General features: G+C 72.8%; 19 protein-coding genes. 9 read left to right on the top strand and 10 right to left on the bottom strand.

The window, feature by feature from the left end:
• The first annotated feature begins 38 nt into the window (after positions 1-38).
• The 6 genes from IG62_RS0126105 to IG62_RS0126080 all read left to right on the top strand — a co-directional run bounded on the left by IG62_RS0126105 (position 39) and on the right by IG62_RS0126080 (position 6,741).
• Complete coding sequence (locus tag IG62_RS0126105) at positions 39-1,223, top strand: class I SAM-dependent methyltransferase (RefSeq protein WP_030808048.1); 1,185 nt, start codon at positions 39-41, stop codon at positions 1,221-1,223.
• 29 nt (positions 1,224-1,252) lie between these two features.
• Positions 1,253-2,476: a nucleotide disphospho-sugar-binding domain-containing protein gene (locus IG62_RS0126100; RefSeq protein ID WP_037839346.1), complete on the top strand. Its 1,224-nt coding sequence runs from the start codon at positions 1,253-1,255 to the stop codon at positions 2,474-2,476.
• Between the two features lie 86 nt (positions 2,477-2,562).
• Positions 2,563-3,366, top strand: coding sequence for an SDR family NAD(P)-dependent oxidoreductase (locus IG62_RS0126095; protein ID WP_199812529.1), 804 nt, complete (start codon positions 2,563-2,565; stop codon positions 3,364-3,366).
• 146 nt (positions 3,367-3,512) lie between these two features.
• Positions 3,513-4,826 carry an activator-dependent family glycosyltransferase gene (locus IG62_RS0126090; protein WP_030808039.1) on the top strand — a complete coding sequence of 438 codons (1,314 nt, stop codon included), beginning with the start codon at positions 3,513-3,515 and terminating at the stop codon, positions 4,824-4,826.
• 53 nt (positions 4,827-4,879) lie between these two features.
• Complete coding sequence (locus IG62_RS0126085) at positions 4,880-5,317, top strand: MarR family winged helix-turn-helix transcriptional regulator (protein WP_030808036.1); 438 nt, start codon at positions 4,880-4,882, stop codon at positions 5,315-5,317.
• Between the two features lie 122 nt (positions 5,318-5,439).
• On the top strand, positions 5,440-6,741 hold the full coding sequence (locus IG62_RS0126080; protein WP_030808033.1) for an activator-dependent family glycosyltransferase: 1,302 nt from the start codon (positions 5,440-5,442) through the stop codon (positions 6,739-6,741).
• 20 nt (positions 6,742-6,761) lie between these two features.
• On the opposite strand, the gene rfbD is transcribed toward IG62_RS0126080, so the two are convergent.
• Both rfbD and rfbB read right to left on the bottom strand, forming a co-directional pair.
• A complete protein-coding gene (gene rfbD / locus IG62_RS0126075) occupies positions 6,762-7,613 on the bottom strand; it encodes a dTDP-4-dehydrorhamnose reductase (RefSeq protein ID WP_030808030.1) in 852 nt (283 codons plus the stop codon).
• Positions 7,610-8,605: a dTDP-glucose 4,6-dehydratase gene (rfbB, locus tag IG62_RS0126070; protein ID WP_030808027.1), complete on the bottom strand. Its 996-nt coding sequence runs from the start codon at positions 8,603-8,605 to the stop codon at positions 7,610-7,612. The genes rfbD and rfbB overlap by 4 nt, the downstream gene beginning before the upstream one ends.
• A 141-nt stretch (positions 8,606-8,746) precedes the next feature.
• Between rfbB and IG62_RS0126065 the strand changes: the two genes are divergently transcribed.
• The gene (locus IG62_RS0126065) at positions 8,747-9,070 is read left to right on the top strand and encodes a muconolactone Delta-isomerase family protein (RefSeq protein ID WP_051798605.1); all 324 of its coding nucleotides are present in this window, start codon (positions 8,747-8,749) and stop codon (positions 9,068-9,070) included.
• Here the strand turns inward: IG62_RS0126065 and IG62_RS0126060 are convergent.
• The 6 genes from IG62_RS0126060 to IG62_RS0126035 all read right to left on the bottom strand — a co-directional run bounded on the left by IG62_RS0126060 (position 9,060) and on the right by IG62_RS0126035 (position 15,192).
• Positions 9,060-10,028, bottom strand: coding sequence for an SRPBCC family protein (locus IG62_RS0126060; RefSeq protein ID WP_030808023.1), 969 nt, complete (start codon positions 10,026-10,028; stop codon positions 9,060-9,062). The genes IG62_RS0126065 and IG62_RS0126060 overlap by 11 nt on opposite strands.
• Positions 10,025-11,314: an activator-dependent family glycosyltransferase gene (locus IG62_RS0126055; RefSeq protein ID WP_030808021.1), complete on the bottom strand. Its 1,290-nt coding sequence runs from the start codon at positions 11,312-11,314 to the stop codon at positions 10,025-10,027. Before IG62_RS0126055 ends, IG62_RS0126060 begins: the two co-directional genes overlap by 4 nt.
• Entirely contained in the window at positions 11,311-12,360 is a 1,050-nt protein-coding gene (locus IG62_RS0126050) for a hypothetical protein (RefSeq protein WP_158795119.1), read from the bottom strand. The genes IG62_RS0126055 and IG62_RS0126050 overlap by 4 nt, the downstream gene beginning before the upstream one ends.
• Positions 12,361-12,371: 11 nt before the next feature.
• Positions 12,372-13,181, bottom strand: a complete 810-nt coding sequence (locus IG62_RS0126045; RefSeq protein ID WP_030808013.1) for a phytanoyl-CoA dioxygenase family protein — start codon at positions 13,179-13,181, stop codon at positions 12,372-12,374.
• A 64-nt stretch (positions 13,182-13,245) separates the two neighbouring features.
• A complete protein-coding gene (locus tag IG62_RS0126040) occupies positions 13,246-14,394 on the bottom strand; it encodes a nucleotide disphospho-sugar-binding domain-containing protein (RefSeq protein ID WP_030808011.1) in 1,149 nt (382 codons plus the stop codon).
• A gap of 69 nt (positions 14,395-14,463) precedes the next feature.
• Complete coding sequence (locus tag IG62_RS0126035; RefSeq protein ID WP_030808009.1) at positions 14,464-15,192, bottom strand: class I SAM-dependent methyltransferase; 729 nt, start codon at positions 15,190-15,192, stop codon at positions 14,464-14,466.
• 163 nt (positions 15,193-15,355) lie between these two features.
• Between IG62_RS0126035 and IG62_RS0126030 the strand changes: the two genes are divergently transcribed.
• Positions 15,356-16,495 carry an aromatic ring-hydroxylating oxygenase subunit alpha gene (locus IG62_RS0126030; protein ID WP_030808007.1) on the top strand — a complete coding sequence of 380 codons (1,140 nt, stop codon included), beginning with the start codon at positions 15,356-15,358 and terminating at the stop codon, positions 16,493-16,495.
• A gap of 174 nt (positions 16,496-16,669) precedes the next feature.
• Here IG62_RS0126030 and IG62_RS0126025 read toward each other — a convergent pair whose 3' ends face one another.
• Both IG62_RS0126025 and hydA read right to left on the bottom strand, forming a co-directional pair.
• Entirely contained in the window at positions 16,670-17,677 is a 1,008-nt protein-coding gene (locus IG62_RS0126025; RefSeq protein WP_030808004.1) for a TIGR03842 family LLM class F420-dependent oxidoreductase, read from the bottom strand.
• Between the two features lie 11 nt (positions 17,678-17,688).
• The gene (hydA, locus tag IG62_RS0126020; RefSeq protein ID WP_030807997.1) at positions 17,689-19,098 is read right to left on the bottom strand and encodes a dihydropyrimidinase; all 1,410 of its coding nucleotides are present in this window, start codon (positions 19,096-19,098) and stop codon (positions 17,689-17,691) included.
• Positions 19,099-19,401: 303 nt separating this feature from the next.
• On the opposite strand from hydA, the gene IG62_RS0126015 reads away from it, so the two are divergent.
• Positions 19,402-20,274: an ABC transporter substrate-binding protein gene (locus IG62_RS0126015; RefSeq protein ID WP_030807994.1), complete on the top strand. Its 873-nt coding sequence runs from the start codon at positions 19,402-19,404 to the stop codon at positions 20,272-20,274.
• Positions 20,275-20,576 lie beyond the last annotated feature (302 nt).

The following is a 20,576-nucleotide window of genomic DNA, read 5'->3' as shown; positions in this document are numbered from 1 at the left end:
GTCGGGACCCTCTTCGCGGACCGATGGGAAACGCCCTCATGGTGGATGTCGCACACAATGCCCTGATCCGACGACTGGTCCGGGCCGGAGCAGGCTCCGACGACGAGATCGACGCCGTGCTGAAGGACGCCGGTCTGACAGACGTGGCACGCGTCCTCGTCGAGGAGGTGCTGTTCCGCTGCCCGGAGCCGATCAACACCGCACCGGTCGACGTGGCCCTGGACGTCACCCACGGCGACGAGCGGCACGCCGTCGTCCTGCGCATGGTGCGCGACGAACCGATCCGCGTGGTCGGGGACGACTCCGCGCGGGTGCGCTCCCGGGTGACCTTCACGGCGTCGGGGCTCGTCCGCCGGCTCTTCGGGCCGGCGGACTCCCCGCGGACCGGGGACTTCCACAACTCCTTCGTTCCGACGCCCGAGGACCCTGAGCAGCTACGGGAGTTGCTGGGGGAGATGAACACGGTGCTGCGCGCGGCGGCCCAGGCCACCGCCACCCTGATGGCCGGCTGCACGGGCCGCTGCCCCGACCTGGGCGAACTCTCGATCCGGTACGGCTCCGACAAGTGGGCCAGTTTCCACTGGTACACGGCGCACTACGAGCGCCACTTCGCCCCGTACCGAGACCGGCCGGTACGGGTCCTGGAGATCGGCATCGGCGGGTTCGACGACGACCTCGGCGGCGGCTCGCTGAAGATGTGGAAGCGCTACTTCCCCCGGGGTACCGTCCTCGGTCTGGACATCTACGACAAGACGGCGCTGACCGAGCTCCGGCTCACGGCACTGGTCGGCGACCAGAACGATCCCGAGTACCTGACCGGACTGGCCAGGGAGCACGGCCCGTTCGACATCGTCATCGACGACGGCAGCCATGTGAACGAGCACGTGCGCACGTCGTTCCGGACCCTCTTCCCGCACGTGCGTCCCGGCGGTCTCTATGTGATAGAGGACCTCCAGACGGCCTACTTCACCGACTTCGGCGGCAGTACGGGCGGGGTCGCGGGTCCCGACACCTCGCTCGGGCTCGTCAAGACGCTGATCGACGACCTGCACCACCGGGAGCACCGCGAGCCCGCCGTCACCCGTCCCACCCCGACGCAGGGCACCGTCACGGCGGTGCACGCCTATCACAACATCGTCTTCGTGGAGAAGGGGACGAACGGAGAGGACACGCTGCCGTCGTGGATGGACGCGGACGTGTGGACCGCCCTCGGCGCCAAGTGAACCGCAGGGGAGAACGAAGGGGACCGAGCATGCGCGTTCTGTTCACCGTGTCCACGTGGCCCACCCAGTACGCGGCGATGGTGCCGCTCGGATGGGCGCTCCAGGCGGCCGGTCACGAGGTCCGGGTGCTGTGCGCCCCCTCGCAGGCCGCCGCGGTGGGCCGGGCCGGTCTGATGCCCGTACCGGTCCTCGGCGGGATGGAGGAGGTCCTCCGGCTGCGGCTGCAGTACCACGCGGAGGCGGTGGACGGGATCTGGCCGTACCCGTGGCTCCCTCCGCACCCGCTGACGGGCGAACGGCTCGACCGGCTCGACGCGTTCGACACCGGGCACTTCGAGCGGGAGGTCGCGCCGGAGCTGGACGCATCGGCGGCCCGGAGCTTCGACGCGGCCGTGTCGTACGCCAGGGAGTGGCGGCCGGCGCTGGTCCTGCACGACCCGGGAAGCCTGGAGGGTCTCCTCGCGGCGAAGATCCTGAACGTCCCCGCGGCGCTCTGTCTCTGGGGTCCGGCGAGCCAGCACGACCCCGAGCACATGCGGATCGTCCCGACCGATCACAGCGGTTCGTTCGCGCGGTACGGCCTGGGGCCGTTCGATCTCGCCATGATCGAGCGGACCGTGGACCCCAACCCGCCGTCCCTGGAGGTGCCGGTCGGAGCCGGACGGCTGCCCGTACGGTACGTCCCGTACAACGGGGCCGGACCCGCCCCGGCGTGGACCGCGCGGCCGCCGGAGGGCCCCAGGGTCTGCGTGACCTGGTCCACGGCCCTGTCCACCGTCTCCGGGCCCGACTCCTATCTGCTCCCCCGGATCGTCGCCGCCCTCGACGGGCTGGACTGCGAGGTCGTGCTCACCGCGACCGCACGGGACGTGGCCGCGCTCGGCCCGGTGCCATCCTCCGTCCGCGTGGTGGAGAACGTGCCGCTGGCCGCCCTGGTGCCGGGTTCCACCGCCGTCGTGCACCACGGGGGCAGCGGCAGCACGCTGACGTCCCTGTGGGCGGGGGTACCGCAGTTCATCGCCACGTTCGCGTCGGAGCAGCAGGTGACCGGGCAGCGGGTTTCCGCCACCGGGGCCGCGGTCCACGTGCCCGGGCACCTCGCCGACGAGGCCGCGATCCGGGCCGGTGTTGAGCGTCTCGTCGAGTGCGAAGTCCATCAGGCCGCGGCCGGACGGCTCCGCGAGGAGATCGCAGAGGCGCCGGCGCCGGCCGCGCTCGCCGCCGAGCTGGAAGCCCTGGCGACCGGCACCTGAAGGGACGGGCCCCGGCAGGGCCACTGCGGCGGACCGGTGCGTGAAGGTCGAGGCGCATGCGAGGTCCGCTACCGATCGTGCAGGGCATGACCACGCGAACCGAAGGAACCGAAGGAACCGACAGTGTGGCCCGGACCGGGGCCGGAGACACGCGCGGGATCGTCGTCACCGGCGGCGGCACCGGCATCGGCCGGGCCACGGCCCGCGCGTTCGCCGCGGGCGGGAACCGGGTGCTCGTCGTCGGACGCACCCGGGCCACGCTCGACGTGACCGCCGAGGGATACCCCGGCATCCAGGGCCTCGTCGCCGACGTCACCGCGCCGGACGCCCCCGACCTGATCGTCCGGACGGCCCTGAGCGTCCTCGGCCGGGTGGACGTCCTGGTGAACAACGCGGCCGCGATGGGGTACCGCCCGCTGGCCGCGCTGGACCGGGCCGAGGCCGAACGGCAGCTCCACACCAACCTGCTGGCCCCGGTCCTGCTGACCCGGGCCGCGCTGGAACCCCTGGCGGAGCGGTCCGGCACGGTGGTGAACATCGGCTCGTCCGGCGCTCTGGGCCTGCGGTCCTGGCCCGACAACGGCCTGTACGGGGCCGCCAAGGCCGGGCTCGACTTCCTCACCCGCACCTGGGCCGTCGAGCTGGCCCCGCGCGGCATCCGGGTCGTCGGAGTCGCCCCCGGGGTGACCGACATCGGGGCCGGTCACGGGCCGGACGGCGGCGACCCCGCGTACAGGGACTTCCTGAAGGGGATCGCCGCCCGGACGCCGAGCGGCCGGGTCGGACGCCCCGAGGAGATGGCCTGGTGGATCGTGCAGCTCACCCGGCCGGAGGCGGTCTACGCCAACGGGACGGTCGTCCCGGTGGACGGCGGACTCTCCCTGACGTGAGGGCCCCGGCCCGCACCGTCCCCGCCGGCCTGTGACCCGACCGTCCCGCCCGGCCCGGTGGCCCGACGGCTCCGCACGCGCGGCGACCGGACCGTACGTCCAGAAGCCGACCGAGTCCGTACGTCCGATCCGAGAGGGGAGCGCCGATGCGCGTCCTGTTCCAGCCCTTCGCCGCCGCCACCCACGTGGCCGCGCAGGTCCCGCTCGCCTGGGCGCTGCGCGCGGCCGGCCACGAGGTGCGGGTCGCGACCCAGCCGGACGTCGCCGAGGACATCACCCGCGCCGGTCTGACGGCGGTGCCGGTCGGGGAACCCCTGCACGTCGCGGCCAAGATGAACCCCGACGACGCGGGCCTGGTGGACGAGTTGCGCGACGACGCCTGGCTGCGGGTGCTCGATCCGGGGGAGATCCGCACCGAGCGGCTGACGCCCGAGCACCTGCACGGGGTCTTCGCCGCCTGGACGCCCCTGGTCCACCGGAACACGGTGCCGGACCGGATGATTGACGACCTGGTGGCCTTCGCCCGGGACTGGCGGCCGGACCTGGTGGTCTGGGACACCATGACGTACGCGGGGCCGGTCGCCGCCCGGGCGAGCGGCGCCGCGCACGCCCGGCTGATGTTCGGTCTCGACCTGGTCGGGCTGCTGCGCAAGCGGTACCGGGCCGTCCTCGACGGGCTGCCGCCGGAGCTGCGGGACGACCCGTTGGAGGAGTGGCTGGGGCACGTCCTCGAACGCCACGGGCTGGAGGGGCCGGGCCGGGGGTTCGACGAGGAGCTGGTGGTCGGCCAGTGGACCCTCGACCCGGTGCCCACCTCCCTCGCCCTGCCCGTCTCCCTCCCCCGGGTCCCGGTGCGCTACGTGCCGTACAACGGCCCCGCGCGCGTGCCCGGATGGCTGGACGAGCCGACCGGGCGGCGCCGGATCTGCCTCACGCTCGGCGTCTCCTTCCGGGACGTCGTCGGCGAGGACCAGGCGTCGGTCGGCGAACTGCTGGAGGCCGTGACCGACCTCGACGTGGAGGTGGTGGCCACGCTCAACGCCGAGCAGCTCGACGCCCTCGGCCCGCTGCCGCCGAACGTCCGGGCGGTCGACTTCGTCCCGCTGAACGAACTGCTGCCGAGCTGCGCGGCGATCATCCACCACGGCGGGGCGGGCACCTTCCTGACCGCGCTGGCCCACGGGGTGCCGCAGGTCGTCGTGCCGTCCCGGATGTGGTGCAACACCCCGCGCGCGGAGCGGGCCCGGGCGGCCGGAGTGGCCCTGACATGTCCGCCCGAGCGGCTCACGGCCGGCCGGCTGCGCGCGATGGTGACGCGGGTACTGGACGACCCGTCGTTCGCGCACGCCGCGGCCCGGATGCGCACCGAAATGCTCGGGACACCGACGCCCGCCGGGATCCTCCCGGTCCTGGAACGGCTGGTGAACGCCCATCGCCCACCGCGCCGGAGCGGCACATGACATACGGTCGGAGCGAGAAGATCACGGGCTCCCACGGTTGAGGTGACACCGCCTTGAGGACACACATCCCCTATCTCTTAGCCGTGGCGAGCACGGTCGCGACGCAGCGGGTGGACGAGCGGTTGGCGGCCTACGACCTGACGGTGCGCCAGTACGGTCTGCTCGCCCAGCTCTCGCTCGAACCCGAGCTGACCATGGCGGAGCTGGCCCGTCAGCTCGGCATCGCCCGGCAGTCGGTGCACCAGCTGGTCAACGAACTCGTCGAGGCGGGCCATGTGCGCCGGCGTCCGGGCGCGGACGACCGCTCGCGCCGGCTGGAGATCACCGACACCGCGCACTACCTGCTGAGCCGGATCGACGGGCCGCTGGAGCGGGTGGAGGCCGAGCTGCTCGTCGATCTCGCCCCGGACGAGGCCGAGACCCTGCGCAGCCTCCTGCAGCGCGTCCTGGCCCACGCCACCGACGACGAGGCCTGGCTGCCCGCCCGCTGAATTCGGGCCCCGCACGTCCGGCCGTACGGCACGGGCCGGCGTTCGGTGGGCGGCGCGTATGACGGCGCGGGTACCAACGGGAGTCGAGGCCGTGTCGAGGTACGGCCCCTAGCCTCGCCGCCATGCGTGTGCTGTTCGTAACCCTGGCCGCCTCACCCCACTTCTTCGTCCAGGTACCGCTGGCCTGGGCCCTGCGTGCCGCCGGACACGAGGTGCGCGTCGCCAGTCAGCCCGACCTCATGGACACCATCACCGCCGCCGGGCTGCCCGCGAGCCCGGTGGGTCCCCGGCTCGCCCAGGAGGAGTCCGTCGAGGAGCTGCGGCGGCGGCGGGAGAAGGCCGCCGAGCGCCTGACGGAGCCGCCGGACGCCCAGGAACTGATGCGGATGGCGGAGGACCGGCCCGAGCGGCTGACCCCCGACTTCTTGGATGGGCTGTTCACGGTGATGACCTCGGCCATCTTCCAGAACTTCTCAGCCCCGGAGACCGTGGACGACTTGGTGACGCTGACCCGGCGGTGGCGGCCCGACCTGGTGGTCTGGGACACCCTGATGATGGGCGGGGCAGTCGCCGCCCGCGCCTCCGGGGCGGCCCACGCGCGCCTCCTCTACGGGCTCGACCTGGTGGGCACGATGCGGGAGCGGCACCTGGCCTCGCTCGCCGCACGTCCCCCGGAGCTGCGGGAGGACCCGCTCGCCGAGTGGCTCGACTGGACGGCGGCCCGGTACGGCGGCGGATTCACGGAGGATCTGGTGACCGGCCAGTGGACCGTCGACTCCACCCCCGCCTCACTGCGCCCGCCCACCGGCCTGCCGTTCGTGTCCGTCCGTCACGTCCCCTACAACGGGCGGTCCGTGGTGCCGGAGTGGCTGCACGAACCGCTGGCCAGGCGCCGGGTATGTCTCACCCTCGGGCTGTCCTTCCGCGAGGTGATGGGCGGCGACCAGGCCTCCGTACCGGCCCTCCTGGAGGCGCTCGGCGAGCTCGACGCCGAGGTGGTGGCGACCCTCGACGCCGGACAGCTGGCCGAGGTCGGGCAGGTCCCCGAGAACGTGCGGGTGGTGGACTTCGTGCCGCTGGACGCGCTGCTCCCGTCCTGTTCCGCGATCGTGCACCAGGGCGGTTTCGGCACCGCGCAGAACGCGCTGGCGCACGGGGTCCCCTCGGTCATCGTCCCGAACGACCTGTGGGACATCCACCCCCGGGCGGAGCTGATCGAACGATCGGGCGCCGGACTGCGCCCGCCCGAGGCCGGCCCGCTGCGCCCGGCGGAGCTGCGGGAGCTGGTGACACGGGTGCTCGACGAGCCCTCGTACGCGAAGCACGCGGCCCAGCTGCGGGACGAGATCCGAGCCGCGCCCTCGCCCTGCGAACTGGTCCCGGTCCTCGAGAAACTGACCATGCGGCACCGGTCGCGCGACTGAGCCGGACCAGGCGCGCCCGCTCAGCCGATGCGGCCCATGGCTTCGGCCAGGGCCTCGCGCCAGTGCCGGGGCGCCGGGAGGCCCACCTCCTGCCACCGGTCGTGGCCGAGCACCGTGCACCGGGGTCGGGGCGCGCGCCCGCCGAAGGCCACGGCGGCCACCGGCCGTACCCGGTCGGGATCGGCGCCCACCAACTGGAAAACCTCGCGGGCCAGCTCGTACCAGCTGGCCCGGCCCGCGTTGGTGGCGTGGAAGACGCCGCTGGCCTCCGGGGCGTGCCCGAGGGCGAGGAGGCAGCGCGCCACGTCGGCCGCCCAGGTCGGCTGCCCCACCAGATCGGCCACCACGTCCACGGGTCCGTGGCCGCGCGCCCGCTCGGTCATGGTGCGGACGAAGCTGCGTCCGTGCTCCCCGTGGAGCCAGGCGGTGCGGACCACGGCACCCCGGTCCGGCAGGAGGCCGAGGACCGCCCGTTCGCCCGCCCGTTTGCTCCGTCCGTAGGTGTTGCGGGGGGCGGTGGGGTGGTTTTCGGGGTACGGGGAGTCGGTGTCGCCGGGGAAGACATAATCGGTGGAGAGGTGCAGCAGCCGGGCGCCGTGGCGGGCGCAGAGGGCGGCGAGGTGGCGGGGGCCGTCGCCGTTGACGCGGAAGGCCCGGGCCGCGTCGGTCTCGGCGACCTCCACGGCCGTGTAGGCGGCGCAGTTGACCACGAGGGCGGGGCGGTGCCGGGCGAAGGCGGCGGCAAGCGCGTCGGGGTCGGTGACGTCCAGGGCCCGCCGGTCCAGTCCGACCGCGTCCGTGCCCTCGGCCGCCAGCGCCGCCGTCACCTCGTGGCCGAGGAGCCCTCCGGCACCGGTGACCAGCCATCTCATCGCGGGGTCCGGGCCGCGGCGTCCAGCGGTTCGCGCAGACGGCGCTTGAGCGGCTCCCACCAGTCGCGGTTCCGCCGGTACCAGGCGACAGTGGCTGCGAGGCCGTCGGCGAAGGCGTGCCGGGGCCGGTAGCCGAGCTCGGCGCGGGCCTTGCCGTCGTCGAGGGCGTAGCGCAGGTCGTGGCCCTTGCGGTCGGGCACCCGCAGGACGCGGTCCGGTCCGGCCCCGCAGGCGTCGAGGAGCAGTCCGGTCAGTTCGCGGTTGGTGAGTTCAGTGCCCCCGCCGAGATGGTAGACCTCCCCGGACCGGCCCCGGGTGCGGACCAGGTCGATGCCGGCGCAGTGGTCCTCGACGTGCACCCACTCGCGTACGTGGGTGCCCTCGCCGTAGAGCGGTACGTGCTCGCCGTCCAGCAGGTTCGTGACGAAGAGCGGGATCAGCTTCTCGGGGAACTGGCGCGGCCCGTAGTTGTTGGAGCAGCGGGTGATGCGTACGTCGAGCCCGTGCGTACGGTGCTGGGCCAGGGCGAGGAGGTCGGAGGCGGCCTTGGAGGCCGCGTAGGGGGAGTTGGGGCTCAGCGGGCACTCCTCGGTCCAGGCTCCTTCGGGGATGGAGCCGTAGACCTCGTCGGTCGAGACGTGGACGAAGGGGCCGACGCCGTGGCGCACGGCCGCGTCCAGCAGCGTCTGGGTGCCCAGCACATTGGTGCGGACGAAGGGGTCCGCGCCGGAGATGGAGCGGTCCACGTGCGATTCGGCGGCGAAGTGCACCACTTGATCGGCCTCAGCCATCAGGCGGTCGACCAGGGCGGGGTCGCAGATGTCCCCGTGCACGAAGCTCAGTCGGGTGTGGGAGGTGTCGAGGTTGTCGAGGGTGCTCGCGTAGGTCAGGCGGTCCAGCACGGTGACGTGGACGGCCGGATTCTCGGACAGCAAGGTGCGGACGTAGGCCGAGCCGATGAAGCCGGCCGCTCCGGTGACCAGGAGATTCACGGAACCGAGCCTGTCCGGCGCGGGTCGAGCATCCGACGACGGTCCCTGGTCGCGGCCCGCGACCGGCTCCATCGACCGTCGACCGGTCGGTGACCGGGGCGGCCGAGACTCGGGCGTCGAGATCCGAACGATGGAGGAACCATGGCGCTGTTCGCTGTTTTTGCCACCCAGGCCCCCTCCGGAATCTCCGCCGACGAGTTCCGGCGGCGGCTGCCGGAGGGGTTCGCGTACGTCAAGAAGCTGGTCGAAACGGGGGTCATCCTGCACAACTGGATCCGCGTCGGCGCCTCCGGCGGCCTACTGATCTACGAGGTGGACTCCCACGAGGAGCTGAACTCCCTGCTGTACGGGAACCCTCTGAGTCCGCATCTCCGCTTCGAGGTGATCCCACTGGCGGGTGCCGGCGGCTTCGACCCGGTGGCCTTCGAGGACGGGGGCGAAGCGGCTGGAGGCGTCAACCGGTGATGAGCGCGCGGGCGAGACTCCGGTAGAAGGCGGTGACCCCGGGCTCCTTCGGGGAGAGGTGACCGCGCTCCGCGAAGCGGGAGCCCACCACCCGCTGCACGGCCTCCATGCCGACCCGGTCCTCCCGGTTGACCACCGCGGCGCTCTCCTCGTTCTGCTCGCGGAGCGCGTCGCGGTCCTGGCCGTCAAGAGCGGAGGGGTGCATGACCACCCCGCCGCGGACCTCGATGCGGTCGATGGCCAGCGGGATCATGCTGATCCAGACGACGGAGTCGCCGAAGGCCGCCAGGCTGCTGCACGGGAAGACGGCGCAGTTGTACATGGTGGCACGCTGTTCGGCGGAGAGCGGCAGCGCAGTGGTCGCGAGGGGTTCGCGGAACGGGCTGAGGAGCCGGGTCACCCAGGGCGACTCGGTGCGCACCTCCATGGCACCACCCGGCGGGGTGATGAGCGCCACGGTGGTCGGGTGGAGTCCCATGGCGTGGTAGTTCTCGTGGGCGTTCTGGACCGCGAGCTTCCAGTTGCACTGCCATTCCTCGGTCCAGCCGGCGATCCGCCTCATCTCCGGCAGCCGGTAGGCGTCGAGTTCCTCGCCGATCCGCCGCAGGCCGGGCGTCAGCGGCTCGGCGTCCGGGTCGGCATTGACGAAGACGAACCCGCGCCACACCTCCACAGCGGGCGCCGGGTGATGCGGGCCCAGGGCCGACCGCGCGCCCAGCGCCCCGTCCTCGCCCCGGGATACGGTGAGGGGCCGGCCGCCCGGCGTGACCGTCAAGGACGCACCGGGCAGCGCCAGTTCGTCGATGTGGGCCACCAGCAGCCAGGTCCGTTTGAAGACCCGCTCCCGCTCCGCCTCCCACAATTCGGGTGAGGTGAAGGCCGCCGGGGACAGGCTCACCTCGGGGGCGTCCGCTTCCAGGTACTCCGCCAGCTCCGCCACGAGCTCCGTGAGCGTCATGCTCCTCGCCGTTCCTTTCCGTGCCGGGCCGTCAGCCGTTCGATCTCGGCGACGGCCTCGTTGGGTGCCGGCATCTCCTCGATCTCCTGCCGCAGGCGTCGCGCGTGCGCCGCGAACGACGGCTCCGCCAGGACGCGCGCGACCATCTCGCGGAAGCGGTCGGCGGTGAACTCGCGCAGCGGGAGGGACAGAAGGTTGCCTTGCTTCTCGTAATCGGCGCCCATGGACTCGGTGACCCACTCCCAGCCAGTGAGCAGGACCTGGGGGACGCCGTGAAACTCGGCGGTGGCCTTGGTCTGGTACCCGCCGTGGTGCACCACGGCCGCGCACGTCGGCAGCAAGTCGTGCAGGGGCACGTGGTCCACCACCCGCACGGTGTCCGGAAGTGGCGGCAGATGAGCGCGCTGCCGCGCCGAGAGGGCGGCGACGACCTCCACGTCGAGCTCGCCGAGCGCGCCCAGCATGCCGATGAGGACCGTGTCGAGGTCCCAGAGCCCGTACCCGCTGTCGATGCTCACCCCCAGGGTCAGGCAGACCCGGGGCCGCAACGGAGGCTCACGGAGCCAACGAGGCACGACCGCACGGCCGTTGTACGGGATGTAGCGGGCCGGGACGGTGGGGATGCCCAGGTCCTGGCGGAGGCTCGCCGGCCGGGTGTCGACGGTCCACTGGCCGGTCAGCATCGACTCTTCGAACCGCGCCCCGGCGCCGAGGCGTTCGAGGGTCCAGCCCAGCCACTCCGCCGTGGGGTCCTCGCGGTGCTCCGGTTCCTGCTCGGCGGCGAGCCGCAGAAAGGCGCGTCGGGTGCCCAGTTGCATGGCCAGCTCGGGTCCGGAGACCAGACGGGCGTGGGCCGCGCCCACGGCGAGGGCGGCGACCGGGCCCGCCAGGCAGAGCGTCTCCCAGATGACGAGGTCGGGCCGCCAGTGCCGGGCGAGGGCGACCAGTTCGTCGATCATCGTGTCCGAGTTCAGGCGGGAGTTGAGGGCGGGCACGATGACGCTCTCGTAGCCGAGCTGCTCCTCCCAGGTCTCCTCACGGTCCGGCTCCCGGTCCTGGTCGGCGGTGCCGAAGTGGGCAATGGCGTCCTGGTGGAACGCGCCCAGCGACTCGTACCACGGGGCGCTCTCGATCGGGACGGCGGTGATCCCGGACCGGGTGACGGTCTCCACCACATCGGGGACGCAGGCGGCGCGCACCTCGTGGCCGGCGGTGCGCAGCGCCCACGCCAGCGGGGCGAGCAGCTGGAAGTGGCTGCCTTCCAGCGAGGTGAACAGAACCTTCATCGCGCTTCTCCTGTTCCCGCCCCGAGGGCGGCCGCGGTGGCCGCCGTTGTCAGGGCCGTCGGGGCGGTCGTGGTCCTGACCAGAGCACGGGCCGGGCCCCTGGTCAGCGGGGCTCTGGCGCGACGCACCACGGGCGCGACGGGGTGCAGTCGGGCGTACCGGTCGGCGAGCGCGGCGAGCACGGCCTCGGCGAGGGCACGGTGGAACGGGGCCGGCACGCGGTGGGCGGGAGCCGTCACCGCTCCCGGACCGCCCTCGGGCAGGATCGCGAGCCGCTCGCCCGCGGCGATCCGTGCGCCCGCCACCTCCAGGGCGGTACGGGCCACCAGGGGCACGACCCACCCGGGCGGCTCGTCGCTCAGGGCGGCCATGGCCGTCCGCACGGCCTCGCGGGCCGAGAGCGGGAACCGCGCCCGGAGCACGGTCCGGACGATGAGGTCGGCGCCGGTACGGGCGGCGACGACGACCGTCGCCGGGCCCGGCGCGTCGGGGGGAGCGCCGTCGAGGAGGGACCGCAGCTCGTCGAGGCCCGTCCGCAGCCGCCGGGTGGTGGCGAGCCGCTGCGGGCAGACCATCGCGTCCTGGGCGGGGGCGCAGGCCACCAGGGCCTCGGCGAACCGGTCGCGGTCCGTCTCCGGGATCGCGCACACCTCGGCGAGGGCGCCCGCCGCGAGCGGCTCGGCCACAGCGGTGACCAGGTCGAACTCGGGCCCCACCGCGTCGAGCAGCCGTGCGCAGAGGGAGCCGAGACCGTCCGGCACCCGCACGTCCGTCACGGCGGCCTCGCCCGGCAGGGCAGGCACGTGCCCGATGCCCGGGTGGGCGAGCAACGCGGCCGCCGTGGCCGGGTCGGCGGTGACCCAGGCCCCCGTCCCGGAGCGCCACAGCGGCCCGGCGGCCCGGACCCGCTCGCGCAGGGGCCCCGGGTCCTCGTCGATGTCACAGAGCAGCGCCGCGTACGGGTCGCCCTTGAGCCGGTGCAGCCACAGCGTCCCGTGCTCGCGCTGCAACCGCTCCCCCAGCCGTGCCAGTTCCCCCGGCTCCATGGGCTGCATGGTCACGGGGTGGCGCCGGAACCGGCGGCGATCAGCGGAAACAGGTCCCCGTCAACGGGCGCGCCGGGCGTCAGGTGGGCCACCGGGTGGTCCTGGACGCCCGGCCGGTATGTGGCGTCGGAGTCCATGTAGACGGAGGCGAAGGCCAGTCGGCGTTCCCCGTCGGTGTTGGCCCCGGCCAGGTGCACAGTGCGGAAGTCATGGAAGACCACGTCACCGGCGCGCATCGGGACGGCCACCCGGGGGCTGAACGGGAAGTCGGGCCAGATCTTCTCCATCGGCCTGTAGTCCTGGAACCCGGCGAGGTGGACCTGGCGGTGTTCGAGGGGCCTCCGGTGCGAGCCGGGGACGTAGATCAGGCAGCCCCGGTCGACGGGCACGTCCACCAGGGGGACCCACGCCGTCAGGGTCCGGGTCAGACCGGCGAGCGGGAGGCCGGGCTCGTCGTCGTGGACCACGGTGGGCAGGTGGATGTCGGGGTCCTTCTTCAGCACGTCGGTACCGTAGAGCCGCAACGGTCCGCCGGCGAGGTGCTCGGCCGCCCGGGTGACCACGGGGTGCAGGGCCAGCGCGCGCAGGCCGGGATGCTTGCGCCAGGCGGCCTCGACGTAGTGGACCTGGGTCTCGTCCTCGGAGGCGCCCCAGATTTCCGGGCCCTCCTTGGCGAGGAGTTCCTCGGCGGCGGCTCGGAAACCGGCGACCTCCTCGGCGGAGAGCACACCCCGGAGGTGAACGAATCCCTGGTCGTGGAAGCGGCGGAGGGTCTCCTGGGTCGGCAGGCCGCTCTCCGTCAGGTCGGAGGTTGTCAGCATGTGATCGTCTTTCCTCGTCGTGTGGGAGGCCGTGCGGGACGGCGTGGGACCCGCGGAAGCGCGGTCATCCGAGGGACGCGACGAGCTCGTCGACAGTCTCGGCCGGGGTGGGCATCGCGAGGATCTCGTCCCGGACCCGGTGGGCGTTGCCGCGGAGGCGTTCGTCCTTGAGGAGCGTCCGGCACTCGGCGGCGCCGAGGGTGCCCGGCTCGGCCACGATCCCGATGCCCCGGGCGGGCAGCAGGTCCGCGCCCGTCTGCTGGTAAGAGCCGCGCGGGATGACGCACTGCGGGAGTCCGGCGGCGGCGGCCGTCAGCATGGTCCCGCTGCCGCCGTGGTGGATGATCGCGGCGCAGGTGTCGAGGAGCAGGTCGAGCGGAGCCCAGTCGACCAGCCGGACGTTGGGGGGTACATCGGCCAGCAGGGCCGGGTCGCCGCCGCCGAGGGTGACCACGAACTCGGCGTCCACACCGCGGGCTGCCTCCATGAGCGGCCCCAGGATCGCGAGGCCGCCCCACTGGGCCTCGATGGTGCCGAGGGTGACGGCGATGCGCGGCAAACGGCGGGCCCCGGCAAGCCAGCCGGGGAGCACGGCCCCGCCGTTGAAGGGCAGTGGGCGTACCGGCCGGGCTTCGGGGGTTTTGCGGTCCTCGGGCAGAAGGGCAGTGAGGCTCGGCGGGAGGGTGGTCAGAGGAACCGTCTCCAGGGGTTCGCCGGCGACGCCGTGCCGGGCCCAGTGGGGTTCCATCCCGGCCCGGAGCAGGGAACGGAGCCGGGCGCCGCTGTCGTACGACCCCAGCCGGGGTTCGATCAGGGGCACGCCGAGCGCGGCGGCGATCAGCCGGCCGGCGCCCTGGAGGGGCGGGGCGACCACCAGGTCGGGAGACCATTCCCGGGCTGCCGCCAGGGCACCGTCCACCATGACCCCGGAGACCCGGGCGAAGAGCGTGGCCAGTTCGGCGTCCTCGGGGTCCTCGGCGAACATGGGGTGGTCGGCCGTGCCGTCGGCCCCGGGCTCCTGGGGCACGTAGACGGGCAGATAGTCGAGGCCCGGGGTGACGTCCACGACGTCGAACCCCGCCTCGGCGGCGGCCAGGCTGAGCCCGCCGGTGGCGTATCGGACCCGGTGACCGGCCGCGCGGAAGGCCTGGGCGAGGGGGACGGTCGGGAAGAGGTGGCCGAGGCCCGGAGAGGTCACGAACAGGACGCGCATGCTGCCCCCAGGCAGGTGTCGTCGGGTGGGTTGCGGGGGGTCTCGGGGACCGGTCCCCCGGGCCGGGCTTCACGAGGTCCGGTCCCGCGGGGTGGTTCCGAGGAAGAGGCCCCGGCCCGAGTGCGGACCGGGGAGGTACTCGACGGCCAGGCCGGCGGCCCGGAACGCCGCCTCGTAGGCCGTGCGGGCGAAGAGGGAGATGCGGTGGGTCTCGGTGAAGTGCCGGGCGCCCGCGTGGGCGTCGGCCACCACGTAGTGCACGTCCATCCGGCACGCCTCCCCGTCGCGCGCGGAGTGCGAGACCCGGGCGACGGTCCGGCCCGCCACGGTGGCGACGTCCGCCGAGACGTGCCCGTCGAGGTACGTCTCGGGGAACCACCAGGGGTCGACCGCCACCACGCCCCCCGGTGTCAGGTGCCGGGCGAAGGCAGCCAGGGTGGCGTGGAGTTCCGCCACGGTAGTCGCGTAGCCGAGGGACCCGAACATGCAGGTGACCACGTCGAACCGGGCGTCCAGGTCGAAGGCCCGCATGTCGCCGACGTGCACGGGGACGTCGGGCAGCGCCCGGCGCGCGGCGCGGACCATGGGCTCGGACAGTTCGAGGCCCGCGACGGCGTCGAAGAGCCCGGCGAAGTGGCGCAGGTGCGCGCCGGTGCCGCAGGCCACGTCGAGGAGGGAGCGCGCGTCGGGCCGCAGCCGGCGAACGCGCCGGGTCAGCTCGTGCGCCTCGGCCTCGTAGTCCTTGCCGCGGCTCTCGTGGATCAGGTCGTGGATCTCGGTGAGGTCAGCGCCGTACATGGACGGATCGTCGGAAAGGGGGCTGGAGAAATCGCCCAGGACGGGTGGAGGCGGCGGCGACGCGTGTCGATCGGGTGGCGACCGATTCACCAGGACGCGCCACCACCCTCGGCCGGACCGGAACGAGACCCGGGACGAGAGCCGGAACGAGCGGAGGGCCGACGTGGACGTCGGGGAGATCGTGGCGGAGCTGGAGCGGTATCTGGGGCCGGACGCGGCGGAGTTGAGCCTGCCGCCCGCGGCGTTCACCTCGCCCGGGCTGTGGGAGGTCGAGCGGGAGCGGGTGTTCGGACGTTCCTGGGTATTGGTGGCGCACGCCGACGAGCTGACGGAGACCGGGTCCTACGTCGCCCTGTCGGTCGCGGGCGAACCGGTGGTGGTGGTCCGGGGCGAGGACGGGGCGCTGCGCGGGATGTCGCCGGTCTGCCGGCACCGGCTGATGCCGGTGGTGGAGGAGGGTTCGGGCCGTACGGACGTGTTCACCTGTCCGTACCACCTGTGGCGGTACGGGCTCGACGGTCGGCTCGTCGGCGCCACCCACATGAAACGGAACCCGGCGTTCGATCCGTCGTCGTGTCAGCTGCCGCGGTTCGCGGTGGAGGAGTGGCGCGGATTCGTCTTCGTCAACCTCGACGCCTCGGCCGATCCCCTGGGCCCCCATCTGCGGCGGATCGACGAGGACCTGGCCAACTACCGTCTGCCGGAGCTGACCCAGGTCGCGGGGTGGACGGAGGAGTGGCACTGCAACTGGAAGGTCGCCGTCGAGAACGCCCACGAGAACTACCACGTCATGGGGTTCCACCCGGAGACCCTGCAACCGACCACGCCCGGCGGCGCCGAGACGACGGTCCGGACGGACTCGCCGTGGGCCGACAGCATGCGGGTGCGGTACTCGGCCCCGCTGGATCCCGTAGTCCTGGACCTCACCGAGGAGGAACGGGCCCATCTGTACGGCTTCTTCGTCTTCCCCTCAGGCAGCCTCGCCGCCTCCGGCGACATGGTCATCTGGCTCAGTCTCATCCCCTCGGCGATCGACCGCACCACGGTCCGGGGCGGGGTCCTGATGCCCGCCGCCATGATCGAGGGACAGGACCGGGAGACCGTACGGAAGGAGGCGGAGGCCTACGCCGCCGTGATCAACGGTGAGGACCGCCGGGGTCTGGAGGCGGTCCAGCGAGGCGTCGGGTCCCGCTTCGCCGAGCGGGGCCACCTCTCCCCCAAGGAGCCCGGAGTCCTCCTCTTCTACCGGTCCTTGGCCCGCGCCCTGCTGAGCGAGGACGCCGACTGGCCCGGTGACCTCTGAGTCCGGATTCACGGCGTGAAGGCTGATCGGGTCTGCTGCTCGGTGATCCAACGCCTGCCGGGAAGAACCACTGTTCCCTGTGCCACAGGGCCCAACGCTCTCGGTGCCCGTCCTTGCAGTTCACCGAGCAGGCTCGTAGCGTCCTCCCGCGCCGACCTTCCCTGACTCCCCCCGCTACGCCTCCCTGAACGCCGGGATGATGTCCGTGCCGTAGGCGTCGAGGGTGGCTTCCTTGGCGTCGTGCATGGCGTAGACGGCGAACTGATCGACGCCCAGGGCCTTGAGCGCCCGGAGCTTTTCGCGGTGGGCGGCGGGCGGGCCGAGGAGGCAGAAGCGGTCGACGATGGCGTCGGGGACGAAGGCGGTGTCGGGGTTGTCGGCGCGGCCGTGGTGGGCGTAGTCGTAGCCCGTGCGGGCCTTGATGTAGTCGGTCAGCTCGTCGGGGACCATGCCGGAGTGCTCGCCGTAGCGGGCGACGAGGTCGGCGACGTGGTTGCCGACCATGCCGCCGAACCAGCGGCACTGCTCGCGGGCGTGGTCGAGGTCCTCGCCCACGTAGGCGGGGGCGGCGACGCAGATCGTGACGGCGGCCGGGTCGCGGCCGGCGTCCACCGCGGCCTGGCGTACCGCCTTGATCATCCACTCGGTGAGGAACGGGTCGGCGAGCTGGAGGATGAAGCCGTCGGCCAGCCGGCCCGCCATGGTCAGGGCCTTCGGGCCGTACGCGGCCATCCAGACCGGGAGGCGGCCGCCTCGGATCCACGGGATGCGGACGCGGTGGCCTTCGCCGAGGTCGGCCTCGCGGCCCTCGGCCAGGTCGCGGATGATGCCGATCGCTTCACCCAGCCGGGCCAGGGTGTTGGGCCGCCGGCCGGCCACCCGCATCGCGGAGTCGCCGCGGCCGATGCCGCAGACGGTGCGGTTGCCGTACATCTCGTTGAGGGTGGCGAAGGTGGAGGCGGTGACCTCGGGGGCACGGGTGGAGGGGTTGGTGACCATCGGGCCGACGATCAGCCGGTCGGTGTGTTCCAGGATGCGGCTGTAGAGGACGAACGGTTCCTGCCACAGGACGACCGAGTCGAAGGTCCAGCCGTAGCGGAAGCCGTTGCGTTCGGCGCGCCGCATGAGGGACACGACGGCGGAGGAGGGCGGGTCGGCCTGCAGGACAACTCCGAAGTCCACGGCGGCGCTCCTTAGATGAGGTACTGGCAGGTGCCACGCGGGATGTACTGGCCGTGGCCCGCGTGTCCGGTGAACTCCTGGCGGTCGATGACGAGTTCGCCGCGCGAGAGGACCGTCTCGACCCGGCCGGTGAGGTGTTTGCCCTCGTAGGCCGAGTAGTCGACGTTCATGTGGTGGGTCCGGGCGGAGACCGTCTGCTCGGCCGCGGGGTCGTAGATGACGAGGTCGGCGTCGGCGCCGGGGGCGATGGTGCCCTTCTTCGGGTAGAGGCCGAACATCCGGGCCGGGGTGGCGCAGGCGATCTCGATCCAGCGGCGGCGGCTGATCCGGCCCTCGACGACGCCCTGATGGAGGAGGTCCATCCGGTTCTCGATGCCCGGCATCCCGTTGGGGATCTTGGTGAAGTCGCCGCGGCCGAGCTCCTTCTGGCCCTTGAAGCAGAACGGGCAGTGGTCGGTGGAGACCACCTGGAGGTCGTTGGTGCGCAAGCCCCGCCAGAGCGCCGCCTGGTGCTCGCGCGGCCGCAGCGGTGTGGAGCAGACGTACTTGGCGCCCTCGAAATCCGGCTCGGCGAGGTTGTCGGTGGACAGGAACAGGTACTGCGGACAGGTCTCGCCGAAGACGTTCAGCCCCTTGTCGCGGGCCTGGGTGATCTCGGCGACGGCCTCCTCGGCGGAGACATGGACGACGTAGAGCGGGGCGCCGGCGACCCGGGCGAGCTGGATGGTGCGGTGGGTGGCTTCGGCCTCCAGCAGGACGTGCCGGACCTCGCCGTGGTAGCGCGGGTCGGTGCGGCCGGCGGCCAGCGCCTGTTCGGCCAGCACGTCGATAGCGATGCCGTTCTCGGCGTGCATCATCACCAGCCCGCCGTTGTCGGCACAGCGCTGCATGGCGCGCAGGATCTGCCCGTCGTCGCTGTAGAAGACGCCCGGGTAGGCGGTGAAGAGCTTGAACGAGGTGACGCCCTCGGCCACCAGGAGATCCATCTCCTTGAGGGTGTGCTCGTTGACGTCGGAGAGGATCATGTGGAACGCGTAGTCGATCGCGCACTGGGCGTCGGACTTGGCGTGCCAGGTGTCCAGACCGGCGCGGAGCGAGGCGCCGCGGGACTGGACGGCGAAGTCGACGATGGTGGTGGTGCCGCCCCAGGCCGCCGCGCGGGTGCCGGTCTCGAAGGTGTCCGAGGAGGCCGTCCCGCCGAACGGGAAGTCCAGGTGGGTGTGGGCGTCGACACCGCCCGGGATGACGTACTTGCCGGTGGCGTCCAGGGTGCGGTCGGCGGCGGCCGCCCAGCTGTCGGCGGTCGGACTGCCATGGGCGGCGAGGGCGGCGATCCGCCCGTCCTCCACCAGGACATCGGCGTGGATCTCATCGGCGGCGGTGATCACCAGTCCGCCCCGGACGACCGTACGGCTCACCATGTCAGCTCCCTGCCTGTCTACCCGTGCCTGCCTGACGCCATGTCATGACCGGTCTACACCCGTAGATTCCGCTCGAGAAGGAGACACCGTAGAAGCATGTCACCATCCGTGGCAATACCGTGACGCACGATCAGCGTGCCGGGTTCGTGTTGCGCCGGCGATCAGCCGGTCGGTTCACCGCGGGCCGCGGCGGGCCCGGAGGGGTGCGGAAGTGGCGCGATGGGCAGGTATCCGCCGACGCCGGCGGGCAATCCTCGCGAGCGGCACACCTCAGGGCGGACGACACCGAAAGGGCGGCAGGTCATGGAGCAGCGCACACCGTGGGAGTTCTCCGACGACCGAGGGCGCCTGGTGGTGGCCGGACAGCGGCCGGCACGGCTGGTGACGTACATACAGGCCGGGGCGACCCTGTGGGACCACGGCATACGCCCGGTGGGCCTGTTCGGGTCGCAGCACGACGGCGCCGTCCCAGACCCCGCCAAGGGCGGTGAGCTGCCGCTGACGGAGATCCCCTACCTGGGCGCGGGTGCCGCGCTGCACCCCGACACGCTGCTGGAGGCCGAGCCGGACCTCGTGGTGGCGGTGACGTACGACGGCGAGCAGCTCTACGGCCTGGAGCAGAAGACCGCGCTGGAGCTGGAGGCGCACGTACCGGTCGCCACCGTCGCGGTGGGCCCGGGCCGGAGCCTGGCCGAGGTCCGCGAACGCTTCGCGGCGCTGGCCGGCTCGCTCGGCCGGGGCGAACCACTGGGTCTGGCACGGGAGTTGGATGCCGCGGAGGACGCCCTGCGGCAGGCGGCCGGCGGCCCGGCCCGCCCCCGGGTCCTGGCCCTGTCACCCGCCGGCCCGGAACGGGTCCATCTGGCCCGCCCCAGCTCCTGGCCGGACCTGCGCGCACTCGCCGAGCACGGCGTGAACCTGGTCGAACCGCCCGCCGGCGCGGGCATCAACTGGTCCACGGTCGGCTGGGCGGAGGCGGCCGGGCTGGCCCCCGACATCATCCTCATCGACGCCCGGTCCAACGCGGCGCGCCCCGAGACCCTGCGCGCCGACGCGCACTGGCGCGCACTGGAGGCCCGCGTACGCCTCCTGCCATGGAACCCGGAAGCGCCTTGCAGCCGCCTCGCCCACAGCCGCTTCTTCTCCCAGGTGGCGATGACCCTGCGGGCGGCTTGATTCCCACGTACCTGGCTGCCGCGCCGCGGGTCGTCTCGCCGTTGCGTTTTGCGGTGCCTCCCACGTACCTGTCTGCTGCGCCGCGGGGCTCGCCGTTGCGCGCTTTGCGGCGCCCCGCACGTACTTGGCCGTCCCGCCGCGGGGCTTGGTCGCCGTTGCGCCTGCGGCGGGCTGGGTTTGTGGTGGGTGCGGTGACGGGCCTGCGGGGCCGGTTGTGTGGACTGCTGTCGCTTTACGTCCACACAACCGGCCCCTCCGGCCCGTCCCCTCCCGTTGGGGGAGTGGGAAGAGGTGGGTGGGGG

This window comes from Streptomyces sp. NRRL S-337, from assembly GCF_000720175.1.
Taxonomy (GTDB): Bacteria; Actinomycetota; Actinomycetes; order Streptomycetales; family Streptomycetaceae; genus Streptomyces; species Streptomyces siderophoricus.
The sequence above is the reverse complement of the archived record's forward strand: the minus strand, read 5'-3'. Positions and strand labels throughout refer to the sequence as shown.